Source organism: Chitinophaga polysaccharea, assembly GCF_902150045.1.
Classification (GTDB): Bacteria; Bacteroidota; Bacteroidia; order Chitinophagales; family Chitinophagaceae; genus Chitinophaga; species Chitinophaga polysaccharea_A.
The window spans coordinates 12,675-28,480 of sequence record NZ_CABFVU010000004.1; the positions used below are offsets into that span (position 1 = coordinate 12,675).

The 15,806-nt window shown below is 49.7% G+C and carries 9 protein-coding genes; all 9 read left to right on the forward strand.

The genetic code is table 11. From position 1 onward, the window contains the following. Positions 1–6 precede the first annotated feature (6 nt). The gene (locus tag FN124_RS24910; RefSeq protein ID WP_142687515.1) at positions 7–1,491 is read left to right on the forward strand and encodes a RagB/SusD family nutrient uptake outer membrane protein; all 1,485 of its coding nucleotides are present in this window, start codon (positions 7–9) and stop codon (positions 1,489–1,491) included. A 7-nt stretch (positions 1,492–1,498) separates the two neighbouring features. Further along, complete coding sequence (locus FN124_RS24915; protein ID WP_142687516.1) at positions 1,499–3,961, forward strand: glycoside hydrolase family 38 C-terminal domain-containing protein; 2,463 nt, start codon at positions 1,499–1,501, stop codon at positions 3,959–3,961. An 8-nt stretch (positions 3,962–3,969) separates the two neighbouring features. Then, positions 3,970–5,346 (forward strand): SGNH/GDSL hydrolase family protein, encoded by a 1,377-nt coding sequence (locus tag FN124_RS24920; RefSeq protein ID WP_142687517.1) that lies wholly within the window; start codon positions 3,970–3,972, stop codon positions 5,344–5,346. 2 nt (positions 5,347–5,348) lie between these two features. Further along, the gene (locus FN124_RS24925; protein WP_142687518.1) at positions 5,349–7,658 is read left to right on the forward strand and encodes a GH92 family glycosyl hydrolase; all 2,310 of its coding nucleotides are present in this window, start codon (positions 5,349–5,351) and stop codon (positions 7,656–7,658) included. Between the two features lie 184 nt (positions 7,659–7,842). Further along, positions 7,843–9,552, forward strand: coding sequence for a RagB/SusD family nutrient uptake outer membrane protein (locus FN124_RS24930; protein ID WP_260607580.1), 1,710 nt, complete (start codon positions 7,843–7,845; stop codon positions 9,550–9,552). A gap of 11 nt (positions 9,553–9,563) precedes the next feature. Beyond that, complete coding sequence (locus tag FN124_RS24935; RefSeq protein ID WP_142687519.1) at positions 9,564–10,001, forward strand: DUF5004 domain-containing protein; 438 nt, start codon at positions 9,564–9,566, stop codon at positions 9,999–10,001. A gap of 21 nt (positions 10,002–10,022) precedes the next feature. Then, the gene (locus FN124_RS24940; protein WP_185937365.1) at positions 10,023–10,982 is read left to right on the forward strand and encodes a DUF4961 domain-containing protein; all 960 of its coding nucleotides are present in this window, start codon (positions 10,023–10,025) and stop codon (positions 10,980–10,982) included. Between the two features lie 24 nt (positions 10,983–11,006). Then, entirely contained in the window at positions 11,007–14,084 is a 3,078-nt protein-coding gene (locus FN124_RS24945; protein WP_142687521.1) for a SusC/RagA family TonB-linked outer membrane protein, read from the forward strand. A gap of 10 nt (positions 14,085–14,094) precedes the next feature. Further along, positions 14,095–15,801 (forward strand): RagB/SusD family nutrient uptake outer membrane protein, encoded by a 1,707-nt coding sequence (locus tag FN124_RS24950; RefSeq protein WP_142687522.1) that lies wholly within the window; start codon positions 14,095–14,097, stop codon positions 15,799–15,801. Positions 15,802–15,806 lie beyond the last annotated feature (5 nt).

Genomic DNA, 15,806 nt, shown 5'->3' on the forward strand with positions numbered 1-15,806 from the left:
TGAAATATGAAACAACTGGTAATGTTGGGGATGATACTACTGGTTTCTTCCTGTAACAAATTCCTGGAAGAAGAGCCCTCCGGTTCTCTCAACCAGTCGCACTACTATAAAACGCCTGAACAGGTGAGCGCTGCGGTGAACGGTACGTACGACGGCCTTGCCACGCCCTTTGTGATCAACATCGGCGTAGCAGTAAGCCCCGTGTATTCGCTGGAATACATCACCGGGTACAGCCGCAGGCCAAGGCCATCAGGGTTTGAAGACGACCAGTTCCTGCGGTTAGACCGGCTCGATAACGCCAACTCAAGATTGCAGGGATGGTGGAATGCCACCTATTATCCCGTGGAGAATTGCAACAGCGTGATCGAAAACGTAAGCATCACTTCTGTAGTTGATGAAATAACAAAACAACGTTATCTCGGCGAAGCGTATTTCCTGCGGGCATGGTATTATTTCCAGGCAGTACGGCTTTTTGGCGATATCCCCCTGAAACTTACAACTACCAAAGATATCAACGATGTAAGGATACGCCGTTCTCCTAAAGAAGCAGTGTACGAACAGATCGTGAAAGACCTGAAAGCAGCGGAAAACGCAGGGCTTCCGTGGATAGACCAGAGCGGGCATGTAAGCCTGGGCGCAGTGAAATCATTGCTGGCAAAGGTATACATTACCATGGCCGGCTACCCGTTGCAGAAAGGGAAACCTTATTACCAGCTTGCCTACGATAAGGCGATGGAAGTGGTAGACAGCCACCAGTTCTCACTGTTTGAACAATACAGCGATCTGCGTAACCCGGTAGTGCAGAATACGAGGGAGCATATTTTCATGCTGCAGCGCCACCCCACTGTGGCGGTGAGCAACATTCACTGGGCATACCTGCCATATCCAAGCCAGCCCATTTCCATACAGTCGGCCTACGGTGGAGCAATGGCGCCCACTGCTGCATTTTATAATTCATTCGCAGCTAACGATGAACGTAAACAGGAGCAGGCTTTTTTCTATACCAAACATACGCGTTACGGTAATCCGGCAGAAACAGTTTTCTTCCCCGATCCTTATGTTTTTAAGTTCTGGGATGATGAAGCAGAGAAGACCGGCCGCTCCGGCGCTAATTTCCCGCTGATACGTTATGCAGATATATTGCTGCTGTGTGCAGAAGCAAAAAGCGTTGTTGACGGAGGTACTACATCAGATGCTACTGCGATCGATGCATTTTATGCGGTACACCACCGGGCATTTCCTGCGGAGCCTAAACCAACTACATTAACAACAGATGATATTCTGAAGGAAAGATACTGGGAACTTTGTTTTGAATTCCAGACATGGTACGATATGCTGCGTACCCGCAAAGCCTTTGATGTGGCGCGTGGCAGCATGACCAGCCTGGTTGGGTACAAAGCCCCGAATCACCTGCGGAGTTTCGAAGAAACAGATTTTCAATTTCCATTACCATTAGCTGAAGTTCAGAAGAACCCGGACTTGGCCCTTTAACAACAGCATGAAACTGAAGAATATTTGCCTGGCGGCTTTACTCACCGCTGCGGCACAGACATCTTTTGCCCAGGAGCATTACTTTATTGATGGCTATCACGGTGGCGTTTACGGGCACTACCCCCATGGGTATACGCAATTTGTAATCAGCCAGCTGAAGGCAAACCCTTACTGGAAAATTAACCTGGAAATAGAGCCTGAAACCTGGGACAGGGTAAGGGCGGAAGAACCGGAAGCATATGCCGGCTTCAAACACTTGTTTGCCGACCAATCGGCCGGCGGCCGCATTGAATATGTAAATCCTGCCTATGGCCAGAGCTATTTGTATACCGGCTCCGGTGAAAGCATGATACGGCAGTTCAGCTATGGAATACAAAAACTGAAAGAACATTTCCCCGGCGCCGTATTTACTACCTATTCAAGTGAAGAACCCTGCTTTACCAGCGCCCTGCCGCAGGTACTGCGCTCATTCGGGTTTAAATACGCTTCCCTGAAAAATCCCAATACCTGCTGGGGTGGCTACACCCGCGCCTTTGGCGGTGAACTGGTACAATGGCAGGGCCCTGATGGGAGCCAGCTGCTCACCGTGCCCCGCTACAGTTCAGAAGCCCTGCTGCCTAATTCCACCTGGCAAACCACTGCCTGGAATAACGGCAGGGAATATATACATTCTGCCCGCGCTGCGGGTATTGCACACCCCGTAGGCATGTGCCTGCAGGACGCCGGCTGGCGCAACGGTCCCTGGCTGAAACAACACGCGAAATATGAAACCTGGCGGAATTATATCGGCAACATCGCTAACCACAGTAATGTACCGGTATGGAAAGTAAGCCAGGAAGATATACAGGTAAGCCTGGTATGGGGCGCACAGGTATTGCAACGTATTGCGCAGCAGGTGAGAGCCGCAGAAAATAAACTGGTAAACGCAGAAAAGTATGCGGCCATCGCCACGCTCTGTGATAACACTGCCTGGCCCCGGCAACAACTGGATACGGCCTGGAAAACATTGCTGCTGGCCCAGCACCACGATTGCTGGATTGTTCCCTACAATGGCCGCAAAGGCGATACATGGATCGATAAAGTACAGCATTGGACAGATAACACCCTCTTCGTAAGCAATAACATCTTACAACAAAACAACCGCGAAGCAACATACATCCGTGTATTGAACACTACAGCACAACCCCGCAGTGAATGGGTGCAGTTGCCGGAAGGCCGGCAATGGGAAGTGACCAACAGTAAAGGCAAGCCGGTGGAAACACAGCAGGGGCGAATTAAAGCAACGGTGCCCCCCATGGGGTTCAGCGTTTATAAGCTGCAGCCGGCAACGGGGAAAAACAGCCGGCCGGTACGCGAAGAAGATCATCTTCTTCAAATAGAAACAGATCTCTACCACGCAGAAATAGATCCCGCAAGGGGTGGCGTTATCACCAGCCTGGTAGTGAAAGCCACCGGCAAGGAAATGGTAGACAAAAGAAACAGCCGCGGATTCAATGAACTGAGAGGATATTTTTACAATGAAAACGCATGGCGCTCCAGTATGGACACCGTTGCCACTGTGCGTACCACGGAACACAATAAGGCACGTACATCTGTTGAGATCAACGGTTTTATTGCCGGGCATCCTTTTACACAACAGGTAATATTCACCAACGGCCAGCGGAGAATTGATATGAAAGTAAAAATAGACTGGAAAGGCAATCCTGGTATAGGTGCATATTCACAGGCAGATAATTACAGTGCAGAAGCATATCAGAAGGCATTTTATAACGACAGCTGTAAACTGCAGGTATTGTTCCCGCTTCATCTTACAACACAACAGCTAAGCAAAGACGCGCCTTTTGATGTGACCAACAGCCGCCTGGAGAACACTTTTTTCAGCAGCTGGGACAGTATCAGGAATAATGTGATCCTGCATTGGGTGGATGTAACCGATGGTAACAATGGCCTGGCCTTGCTCACCGATCATACTTCCAGCTATGTGCACGGTAAGGATTACCCGCTGGGCCTTACCCTGCAATACGCCGGCCGGGCGCTCTGGGGCCGTAATTACGATATTACGGGGCCTACGGAAGTAAGCTATGCCATTGTGCCTCATAAAGGCAACTGGGAAACCGGCGGCATCAGTAACGAGGAAACCGGCTGGTGCGAACCGTTGCAGGTATTGCCGGCAAAAGGGAGTAGGGATTTTTCATTACTTGCTGTGCAGAATAAGCACTGGCAGGTATCTGCCCTGCTCATGGATGGGAAGGATCTGCTGATCAGGTTGTATAACCCTGGTGGGAACAACAGCGAAAGTTTGCTCACCTTCAACGGCGCCGCCACAGCCGCTGTGATGGAACAACTGAATGGGGATGCAGGAAAAATACTGCCACAAAGAAAAGCATCCGGTAAAACAATTATCCGCCTGGGCATACCACGTTTTGGTATCCGCACCATCCGCCTGAAAAATGTATCTGTAAATTATTAAACTACTATATGAAAAAGCTATTGTATTCCTTTGGGTTAAGTGTTGCTGCCGTGTTTGCACAGGCGCAGGTAAAACCCTTTCAGCAAAACGATCGCGTGGTGTTTGTAGGTAACAGTATTACCGAAGCAGGCGCCTATGTTTCTTACATCTATCTCTACTATATGACCCATTTCCCGGGTAGAAAAATGGTGATCATGAATGGTGGAATCGGGGGAGATAAAGCATCAGATATTTACCGCCGCCTTGAATATGATGTACTGGCTAAAAAGCCGAGTGTGCTGGTGCTTACTTTCGGGATGAATGATACCGGTTATTTTGAGTTCAACAACAGCGATGCGGCTAAAACCGCCGCGGAGCGGATTGCAGCTTCCCGCCGCAGTTACGGGCAGATAGAACAACGGCTTTTGAAATTACCGGCCATACAAAAAGTACTGATGTCTTCGTCGCCTTATGACGAGACTTCGAAGTTCAACAGGAATATTTTTCCCGGTAAACATAAAGCCATGCTGGAAATCGTGAAATTCCAGGAAGAGGCAGCCCGGAAAAATAACTGGGCCTTTACAGATCTTTTCCGTCCTATGACTGCCATTAATGAACAGCTGCAACAAAAGGATTCCACTTTTACCATGATAGGTTCCGACCGCATACATCCGGGTAATGCAGGCCACCTGGTAATGGCCTCCCTTTTCCTGAAAAGCCAGGGCCTGAGCGGTAAACCGGTGGCGGAAGTACATATCAACGCAGCAAATGGTAAATTACAGCAGGCGGTGAATTGCAATATCAGCCAGCTGAATGCATCTGCCGGTAAAGTGAGCTTCGGTTACCTGGCTGCTTCATTGCCTTTTCCAATTGATACGGTGGCCCGCATCTGGGGCAACAACCAGAAACAATCCGATGCGTTGAACTGGATCCCTTTCACAGAAGATTTTAACAGGGAAATATTACAGGTAGATGGATTATCTTCCGGGGATTATACTTTACTGATAGATGGTCATTCTGTTGGTAAATGGTCCGCCGGCGCATTTACACAGGGCATCAACCTGGCTACCGTTCCCGAAACGCCGCAGTATAAACAGGCACTGTCTGTGATGCAGCTCAACCTTCGCCGTGCAGAGGTGGAAAGCCGGTTCCGCAGCTACTATTGGGTGCAGAGCAACTTCTTTGATAAAAAGCATTTACTATTGCAGGATAATGCCGCTGCACTGGATAGCGCCCGCGCCTATACGAAATCAGACTGGGCATTGCGGCATCACGAAGAAATCTACGAAACCGCCATGTATAAGGAACTGCGTGCTGTATGGCAGCAGGAAATTGATACGATCGTTCACCTGATCTACACCATCAATAAACCGGCCCTCCATAAAATTGAGATCGTTAAATTGTAAAGATGAAAACTGCTTCCATATTTTTTTCAGCCCTTTTATTTGCCACTGTCAGCGGCCAGGCACAGGGCCCGGCTGCATATGTGAATCCCTTTATAGGTGCCAGCACCAGTGAAGGCGCAGCAGGTATTTATCACGGTCTTGGGAAAACTTTTCCCGGGGCCGCCACGCCTTTTGGTATGGTGCAGCTCAGCCCCAATACCATTACCGGCGGTGATAATGGCTCAGGATATAGTTATGAGCATACTACCATAGAAGGGTTTGCCTTTACGCAGATGAGCGGCATAGGCTGGTTTGGCGACCTGGGTAATTTCCTCGTGATGCCCGCCACCGGTCCGTTGCAAACGGCTGCAGGCAGCCGGCAACATCCGGAAGAAGGCTACCGTTCCCCCTATTCCAAACAAACCGAAAAAGCCAGCGCGGGGTATTACAGTGTTAAGTTAACGGAACATAATATTGCCGCGGAAATGACTGCCGCGCCACATAGCGGCATCATGCGCTTTACCTTTCCAGCTAATGGGCAGTCGCGCATTCAAATTGACCTGGCCCGCAGGGTAGGAGGTACTTCCACCTGGCAGGAGGTAAAAGTGATCAACGACAGTACCATTGCCGGCTATATGCAATGCACACCGGAAGGCGGCGGCTGGGGCAATGGCGATGGAAAAGCCAATTACACCGTTTACTTCTATGCACAATTCAGCAAACCGCTTTCAAAATATGGTACCTGGAGCGCCGATATCCCCGACGGATGGTCGCGCAAACGCGAAGATGTTGAAAGCGCCCGCTACCAGCAACAAATCGCAAAGGCCGCAGTAACACCCGGTACGAAAGAAAAAGCAGGTAAACATCTTGGCTTCTACACAGAATTTTCCACCACGGAACAGGAAGCAGTACTGATGAAAGCAGGTATTTCTTTCGTAAGTATTGAAGGCGCAAAAAATAACCTGGAAACGGAAATAAAAGACTGGAACTTTGACAGGGTAAAGCAACAGGCGTTTGATTCATGGAACAAAGCCCTGGGGAAAATGACGATCACCGGTGGTACGGAAGAGGAAAAGAAAGTGTTTTACACAGCGCTGTATCATACCATGATCGACCCGCGTAATTTTTCTGATGTGGATGGAAAATATATTGGGGGAGATGGGAAAGCACATGCTGTTAAAAACTTCAGCAAACGCACCATCTTCAGTGGCTGGGATGTATTCCGAAGCCAGATGCCGTTGCAAACCATCATTAATCCGCATGTGGTGAACGACATGCTAAATTCGCTGGTAACGCTGGCAGATGAAACAGGCAACCACTACCTGGAGCGCTGGGAATTCCTGAATGCTTACAGCGGCTGCATGATTGGCAACCCTGCCGTATCTGTAATGGCCGATGCCTGGGCAAAGGGAATACGGGGATTTGATATCAATAAAGGATATGCCTTCGCCAAAAATTCCGTGGAGAAATTTGGCAATGGCAGCAAAGGATATTCCACCGGTGGGTTAAGCGTATCGCTCACATTGGAATATGCTTACTTCGACTGGTGCCTGGGCAAACTTGCCGGCTCACTTGGTAAGAAAGACGATGAGAAAATATACCTGGCCCGTGGCGCCAATTACAGGAATGTATTTGATACAGCAAAAGGCTGGTTCCGTCCCCGCAACGATGATGGCAGCTGGCAACCCTGGCCGGAAGATGGCCGCATGCGACAGGGCTATGGCACTATTGAAAGCAGCCCCTATCAGCAAGGCTGGTTTGTACCGCAGGATGTACCGGGTATGGTAGCCCTCATGGGCGGAAAGAAAAAAGTATTGTCCGACCTGGAGTTGTTTTTTGAGAAAGTACCGGAAAATATGATGTGGAACGATTATTATAATCACGCCAATGAGCCGGTGCATCATGTGCCTTTCCTGTTCAACCGCCTGGGCGTACCCTGGCTTACCCAGCGATGGACCCGTGAAATCTGCGCCCGCGCTTATCATAATTCCGTAGAAGGACTGGTAGGGAATGAAGATGTAGGGCAGATGTCCGCCTGGTATGTACTGGCTGCCAGCGGATTACACCCCCTGTGCCCCGGAAGTCCCCGGTATGAGATCACCAGCCCCGTGTTCAACAGCATTGCCATCTCTCTTGATCCTGCTTACGCAAAAGGTAAACAGTTTGTGATCACCACCCGTAATAATTCACCTGTTAACCGCTATATCCAGCGAGCCTGGTTAAACGGGAAACCATACCCTCACTGCTATATTGATCATGCTGATATTACCGCCGGCGGAACCCTGGTACTGGAAATGGGTAGCCAGCCCGCGAAGAATTGGGGAATTAAATAAAAAAATTATTGGAAGGATGGCGGTACCGCTTTTCTAAGGTGTCATTACCATAGGGACTACAGTAACCAATCAGAAAATATCCCGCGTCGCCCCTGCTGCAGAAGACTGCTTCTGCAGACAGGGGATGGCATGCCACGTATGTAAATTTTATCACCAAAGCCGGATGCAAACACGTATTAACGTTATGAAAATGAAATTCGCATTCACTGCTCCTGTATGCCTATGCATAGGAATATTTACCCTGGTTTCCTGTGGTAAAAAGAACTTCCTGGACCAGACGGAAACAACTAACCTGGACGAGCAAACGGTATTTTCCGACAGCGCCCGTACAGTTGCTTTCCTTACCAACATTTACATCGACATTGGTTTCGCGGAAAGCGCCACCCGTTTTGGTAACGGGGGCCTCGACGCCTCCTGCGATGAAGCCGAACCGCAAAAGTCTGCTACAGTCACCACCTCTGTCCAGTTTGCCACGGGTACCGTTAATCCTTCCATCATCAGCGCTGATGCCTGGAATACGCCTTATACCAATATCCGCCGGGTAAACCAGCTGCTGAAGCACCTGCCCGGCTCGCCCATCCCGCCGCATATCCGCACCGTGATGAGCGCGGAAGCCCGCTTCCTGAGGGCCTGGTATTATGCCGACTTGTTAAAGCACTACGGCGGTATTCCATTGATAGGCGACTCGGTATATAAAGTGGAAGATAAGATCCCTGCCGTGCGCAATTCCTATAAAGAATGCGTAGACTATATCGTATCAGAGTGTGATGCCGCTGCTGCAGCATTGCCGTTGGTAAGGATCAGGGAAGACTATGGCCGGGCCAGTGGAGGCGCTGCTATGGCCCTGAAGGCAAGAGTGCTGCTGTACGCCGCCAGCCCGCTCTTCAACGGCGGTGGTATTAATAAGGCCGATGCCGCCACCTGCTATCCCGACAATGTACCGGAACGCTGGAAACTGGCTGCTGATGCCGCTGCCGCGGTGATGAACACGGCTGCCTATTCCCTGAACGAAGACAATACCACCGCTCCCGGTTATGGTTTCTATAAAGTATTTACCCTGAGGGTGAATACAGAATATATCCTCGCTAAAATGCAGGGCGGTAACCGTGAACTGGAATCGGCCTGGCAACCTCCATCACGGAACGGTGCCCAGGGCGGCTTTCCATACCAGGACTTTGTAGACGCCTTCGGTATGGCCAACGGTAAAACCATTACAGATCCTTCCTCCGGTTATGATCCTGCCAATCCATACAGCAACCGTGATCCCCGTTTGGCTTACTCCGTGATCCGTGATCAAACTCCGCTGATACAGAACACCGGGCTGAAAGAACCCGTGAATATTTTCCTGGGACCTGATGGCAAGGGCGTGAGCCAGGATGCCGTACACGCGGGAACGCCTACCGGTTATTATACCAACAAAATGCTTGATGAAAATATTGCTGCCAACTTTATACATGGTTCGCAACGCTGCTTCCCGCTGATGCGCTACGCAGAGGTATTGTTGAACTACGCCGAAGCACAGAACGAATACGCCGGCCCGGTTGCCGAGGTGTATAACGCAGTGGCACTGGTGCGTAAACGTGCAGGGTTGTCGCCTTACGAACTTCCGGCAGGACTTACAAAAGAACAGATGCGGGAAGCCATTCACGCGGAAAGAAGAGTGGAGCTGGCTTTTGAAGGACACCGCTTCTGGGATGTGAGAAGATGGAAAATAGCCGCACAAACGGAAAATAAACAAATGACAGGCATGGAAGTAAGACGCAACGGCGCTAACGTAACCTATACCATCTTTCCTGTACGCAAACATAATTTCCGCGATGCCATGTACCTGTGGGCCATCCCGCAGGGTGAAACAGCCAAATCTCCCGAGCTAAAACAAAATCCTTCCTGGTAAAAAGTACAAACATGAAATCAAGATTCCTGGTATGTTTACTGATGCCGATACTGGTACTCATCATCAACTCCTGCCACCGCAATGAAATAATGGTGCCCGAACCGGTAAAAGATATAGCCGGCGAGTGGCGTATTGTTAAGGCAGTCCGTAACGGTGTGGATATCACCAGCCTCACCGATTTCACCAAGTTCAGGATCCGCTTCACCACCGATCTGCAATACACCATCGAAAATCCATTGCCCTTTGTGGTCAGCAAAAACGGCAGCTATTCACTGGATGATCCAAAATATCCATTCCGGATCAGCTTCAACCAAACAGGTAACAGCACACCGGTAAGCACCACATTTTCCTACCCGGTGGTAAACGGGAAACGGAATATGAGCTTTTCGTTCAGCCCCGGTTGCACCGCCAATACCTACCTCTACACTCTTGAAAGATTAAATCCCTGATCCAACACAATGCAACGCGTTATGAAAAAATATACTTACGGTATCGTCCTGTTCCTGCTCCTGCTGGCCGGTTGCGTATTCCTTGATGGTGTGGACCAGCCCTCCTCTGCGAAGGCAGACCAGGAAATGACCATCACCATGCATAACCGCATCGATGTAGCGGATGGCGGACGCTCCGGCGTACGGCTGATCGTTGGTTTCCTCGCACCTAAAAGCTGGGCAGCCACCGCCAATTCAAAAATTACTTTTACCACTCATTCATATGGCAACGGTAAAATGGTGCCCGTGCCCTCAACGGTTACCGTTAACGGGAAAACATGGCCTGCCGCACTGAAAGACCGGTTCGGTATGGGCGGCAACTACATGACAGACGACCTGGAATGGGTAGTGTTCTGGACAGAACAGTCCTATAACGTACCACAGGGCGTAAAAGATAATATCGATGTAACGATGGTGATCAAACCCGGCCCGGAAAATATGCAGTTTAAAACCGGTTACTTCCTGGGCACCAGCAGCGACGGGCTTAGCGATGTATTCGGTTCCAATAACGTATATAAGTGCCAGTTCAAAGATTGCTTCTCCATTACAGATGGCCAGGGCGATCTCATCGATTTCTGTAACCCGCAGATAGCGGCAGTAATGCCAGGTTCTGCTACGGACAACGATTTCCTCACTGTGAGCTTTGACCCTGATGTGGTGCAAACCGCCCTTAATGGTGTAGGTAATATTTACCTGTGCGCAAAAGGCTATACCAGCAACGGGCAGGTGCTTGAAGTATGCACACAAACAGACGGTACAAAACTGATACCATACACCGGTAAAAAATCCGCCATCACCTTTTGGCCCCGTGCATACTTCAACCTGCAGGAAGGACAAACACTGGAGAAGATCGAATACTTCTTTACAGATGCCACCGGCACCGTAAAGGTAGGATTTGGCAACACCACTGCTCCTTTCGTGTATACATTCAAATGTCAATAACCTCCGTTCCATAAAACTGATACAATGGCTCACAGCTACATCAAAAAATATATCCCAGCCTTTGCCTGTTTTGTACTTGCTCTTTGCGGGAACGCGCAGGCCCAGCAAACCGGCGCCATCTCCGGCAGGCTGATAGATAATTATGGCCAGCCGCTCGCAGGGGTTGCCATCTTCATAAAAAATACCGGCGACAGTACCAGCACCAATGCCAACGGCGCATTTACCATACGCGCTGCACGGAATACTACACTGGTTTTCCGTCATCCCGGCTACAGGGAAATAGAACAGAAGGTGCAGGATACTACGCTTACCCTGCGTATGGATGAACTGTTTATCCCCCTGCCGCAACGTATACCAGTGCTTTATGGGGAAGCATCTCCGAAAAGCTCAGTAGGCGCTATCGCTACGGTATATACAAATCAACTCTCCACTACTCCCGCTACGTTGTATGCCTATGCGCTGCCAGGCCGTTTGGCAGGCCTGTACACGCAGCAGGTAAGCGGGTTCCGGAACCCGGGTACTGCCAATAATTTCGATGTGGATATCTTCATCGGGAACATTCCAAAGCCCGGCGCATCGGAACCAAGCGATAATACAGAAATGAATTTATCATTGCGCGGGCAGGTACCGGTTACTATTGTAGACGGCATACAACGCGACCTCTTTTCTATAGACCCTGAAAATATAGAATCCATTTCTGTACTGAAAGATGGGTTATCTACCATCATGCTGGGGCAGCGCAGTTCCCGCGGTGTATTACTGGTAACCACCAAACGCGCCCGGGCCGGTAAGCCACGCGTATCTTTCACCGCGCAAACAGGTATCCAGCAGTCGCTCGCAATGCCAAAGCCATTGCCCTCCTGGCAATACGCTTACCTGCTGAACGAAGCCCTGCAAAACGATGGAAAGGAACCTCTATATAAAGAAGCCGATTTTATCGCTTTCCGCGATCACTCAAAGCCATATACCCACCCGGATGTGAACTGGTACGACGCTGTCCTGCGCGATAACGCGCCCATGTCGCGCTACAACCTGAACATCAATGGAGGCAGTAATACCGCGCGCTATTCCGTATCGCTGAACTATACCGGCCAGCAGGGTATCTTTAATACTTCTTCTGCCAATAATTATAACACCAACGCCGGACTGAAACGTTACCTTATCAATACGGATGTAAATATCGATGTGAGCAGGAACTTCAATGTAGGCATGCAGCTCTTTGGCCGCCTCCAGGAAGGAACACAACCCGGTGCTGGTATTGGTAATGTATTGGGCGGATTGCTGTCCACACCTAATGGTGCTTATCCTATTTACAATCCCAATGGCAGCTGGGGCGGCACCAATAACCTCACGACCAACCTCCTGTCGCAAACATTTAACAGCGGCTATATCCAGGACAATAGTAAAGATGTAATGGCCAACGTGGACCTGCGCTATAACCTGGGCGACTGGCTGCCGGGGCTTTCTGTAAAAGGCAAGGGCAACCTGTCTATTCAATCGGCCAATGCAATAGACCGCAGTAAAAGGGACCTGGTATACAAGGTGTCCATCGACCAGGAAGATACGCTGTATGCAAAGTACGGCGATGCCATGGCACAGCAGAATAATTTCATCTCTGTTTTTAATGCACAGTATTTTTTCGGTCAGGTATCACTGAACTACGAGCGGCAATTTGGCCATCATGGTGTGAACGCCATAGTGCTGGCAGATACCAGGCAAACTATATTTAACTATGACCTCCCGGGCAAGTCCACCAATCTCTCCGGTAAAGTGGCATATAACTATGCAGATAAATATTTCATAGAAGGCGCTGTTAACAGGAGTGGATTCAACCGCTACCTGCCCGGCAAACAGTATGGTACTTTCTTCGCCGGTGGCATCGGGTGGGATCTTGCACAGGAAAGCTTTCTCAAAGAAAACAGCAGCTGGCTGAACCAGTTGAAACTGAGAGCCACCTATGCATATACCGGCAATGGTATCGATAACTCCGGCTATTATCTCTGGCGCCAGGATTTTAGCGAAGATAATGGCATAGGAGGTGGTATATACTCGCAGGGAACGGCCCGTTCCCCGGCTTCCGGCTTTAAGGAAAACGGTTTGGCCAATGTGAATATCTCCTGGGAAACTGCCCGCAAAATGGATGTGGGAATAGATGTTTCCCTGTTTGGTAACAAGCTGCAGGTAACCGGTGATTATTATCACGACCGTTACGGGGATCTTTTGCAGATACGTGGAAAAAGCATCGCGCTTTCCGGCGCCGCTTACCCGCCGGAAAATATAGGTGTTAACCTGTACCAGGGCGGAGAGCTTACTGTTACTTACCAGGGCAGGGTGAAAGACTTCAATTACTTCATCACCGCCAACGGCAGTATAGAAGGCACCAAAGTGGTGTTTATGGATGAACAACGCCGCGATTATGAATGGAACAAAAGAACAGGACAACCGGTAGGTATGCGCTTCGGCTACATTGCGGACGGATTTTTCCAGTCGGCTGAAGAAGCCGCAGGCAGCGCCACCATCGCCGGCTACAAACCGCTGCCCGGCGATATACGCTACAAAGACCTGAATGGCGACGGCACCATTAACCAGTTTGATGAAGCGCCTATCGGTACATATAAACCACGCATCTACTATGGTGTTAACGTTGGATTTTCCTGGAAAGGAATAGAAGCCAGCGCATTATTACAGGGTGTGGCCAACAGGATTAATTATATAGATAACGGCGCTACCGAAGCAGGGTTCCAGTTTATGAATTTCACTTACGGCCAGGCTTACGAGCAGATCACCGGCCGCTGGACGCCTGAATCGGCTGCTACGGCCACGTATCCGCGCTTAACTGCTGATGCCAACAATACCTATAACAAGGTGGCATCTTCTTTTTGGATACGTAACGGCAATTACTTCCGGTTGAAGAATATAAACGTGGCGTATAATCTTCCTTACAGGTGGACAAGCCGTGTGAAGCTGGGCAGCGTAAAGGTGTTTGCAAATGCACAGAACCTGTTTACACATGCAGCATATGATTTTGTTGATCCCGAAGTGGGCGTAGGAGCATATCCTATCCAGCGGGTATTGAACACCGGTATCAACATAAAATTCTAAACAAAGCATCATGAAACATTTCCGCATATTGATCTTCCTGGCCGGCTGTATGACTGCTATTATCAGCTGCAGGAAAGATTACGAAGTTATTCCGCTCGAAAAGGTGACTATCGAGTATGTATTTGACCAGGATGATTCCCTGGGCACTTATGCCAATAAATTCCTCAACAGTATTTATTCAAAACTGCCCGGCGGCTATAACCGCGTAGGGGGCGATCTCCTGGATGCTGCCTCTGATGATGCCATCTCCGGTCTCACAGGTACTTCTTCTGTATCGCAGCTGGCAACGGGCGCTTATACTTCGTATGCTACTATTGCAGATGAATCGCCCTGGAACAATTGCTACGCCGCTATCCGTGCTGCCAGTCTTTTTGTGTCCAACATCGATGTATCTCCTGTGAAAGAAAAATTGCCCAACGGCGCTTCCATCCGTTACGCCTGGAAAGCAGAAGCCCGTTTCATCAGGGCGTTGTTTTATTTTGAACTGCTGAAACGCTATGGCGGTATACCGTTGATGGGAGATAAGGTAAGGGAATTGGGAGATGATGTACAGATACCACGCAGTTCTTTTGCAGAATGCGTAAGCTATATTGTAAACGAATGCGATGCTATTAAAGACAGTCTCCGCCCCAATCCTGTAGTAGCGCCGGAACTGAACAGCCACCGTGTTACAAGAGGCGCCGCACTGGCATTAAAGGCGCGTGTGCTGTTATACGCAGCCAGCCCATTGTTCAACGGGCAGAATATAGAAGCAGGCAATGCGCTCACAGGATATGCCAGCTATGATAAAGAACGGTGGAAACTTGCAGCAGATGCTGCCCGCGACCTGATCAATGAAAAAACCTTTTCGTTGCTGCCTAATTTCAAAGACGTATTTATTACCCAAAACAACAGTGAGGTGATCTTCTTCCGCCAGGGGGGAAATACTACGGAAATTGAAAGCGCCAACGGACCGGTAGGTTTTGCCGCGGTAGCGAGAGGGCGCACCAATCCCACCCAGGAACTGGTAGATGCCTTCCCTGCCAATACCGGTGTGCCTGTAACAGATCCTGCGTCTGGTTATAACCCCGGTAATCCTTATGCCAACCGCGATCCACGCCTGGCAATGACCATCCTTTACAACGGCGCCCGCTGGCTGAATACGGAGCTGCAAACATTTGAAGGAGGGCAGAACCGGCCAGGTGGTGCAGAACCAGGCACCAAAACATCGTATTACCTGCGCAAGTTCATGGGCAACTTTGAAAACGCTACACAATACAGCAATACCAGCCACGACTGGATCATACTGCGTTATACCGAAGTGCTGCTCAATTTTGCCGAAGCAGAGAATGAATACAGCGGGCCTACTGCAGCCGTATACCAGGTGCTGAAAGACCTGCGCGCCCGTGCTGGCATCGCCCCCGGTGATAATGGTATGTATGGCCTCAGGGAGAATATGTCGGCAGATGAGATGCGCAATGTAATACGTAACGAAAGAAGGATAGAACTGGCTTTTGAAGAGCACCGTTTCTGGGATATCCGCCGCTGGAAAATTGCGCAGCAGGTATACAGTAAAGCGCTTCACGGTATGAGCATCATCAAGGAAGGACCGGGCTTTAACTATAATGTGACCGAGGTATTCAAACCTGTTTTTGTTGCGCCAAAGATGTACCTGTACCCGATCCCGTATGATGAAGTGGTGAAGAATGATAACATGCGTCAGAATCCAGGCTGGTAAAGTCA

What these genes read in the sequence shown, in the direction of transcription:
- FN124_RS24915 (WP_142687516.1), top strand. Translation starts at nt 1,499, where the DNA reads ATGAAACTGAAGAATATTTGCCTGGCGGCTTTACTCACCGCTGCGGCA.
- FN124_RS24910 (WP_142687515.1), top strand. Translation starts at nt 7, where the DNA reads ATGAAACAACTGGTAATGTTGGGGATGATACTACTGGTTTCTTCCTGT.
- FN124_RS24920 (WP_142687517.1), top strand. Translation starts at nt 3,970, where the DNA reads ATGAAAAAGCTATTGTATTCCTTTGGGTTAAGTGTTGCTGCCGTGTTT.
- FN124_RS24945 (WP_142687521.1), top strand. Translation starts at nt 11,007, where the DNA reads ATGGCTCACAGCTACATCAAAAAATATATCCCAGCCTTTGCCTGTTTT.
- FN124_RS24950 (WP_142687522.1), top strand. Translation starts at nt 14,095, where the DNA reads ATGAAACATTTCCGCATATTGATCTTCCTGGCCGGCTGTATGACTGCT.
- FN124_RS24935 (WP_142687519.1), top strand. Translation starts at nt 9,564, where the DNA reads ATGAAATCAAGATTCCTGGTATGTTTACTGATGCCGATACTGGTACTC.
- FN124_RS24925 (WP_142687518.1), top strand. Translation starts at nt 5,349, where the DNA reads ATGAAAACTGCTTCCATATTTTTTTCAGCCCTTTTATTTGCCACTGTC.
- FN124_RS24930 (WP_260607580.1), top strand. Translation starts at nt 7,843, where the DNA reads ATGAAAATGAAATTCGCATTCACTGCTCCTGTATGCCTATGCATAGGA.
- FN124_RS24940 (WP_185937365.1), top strand. Translation starts at nt 10,023, where the DNA reads ATGAAAAAATATACTTACGGTATCGTCCTGTTCCTGCTCCTGCTGGCC.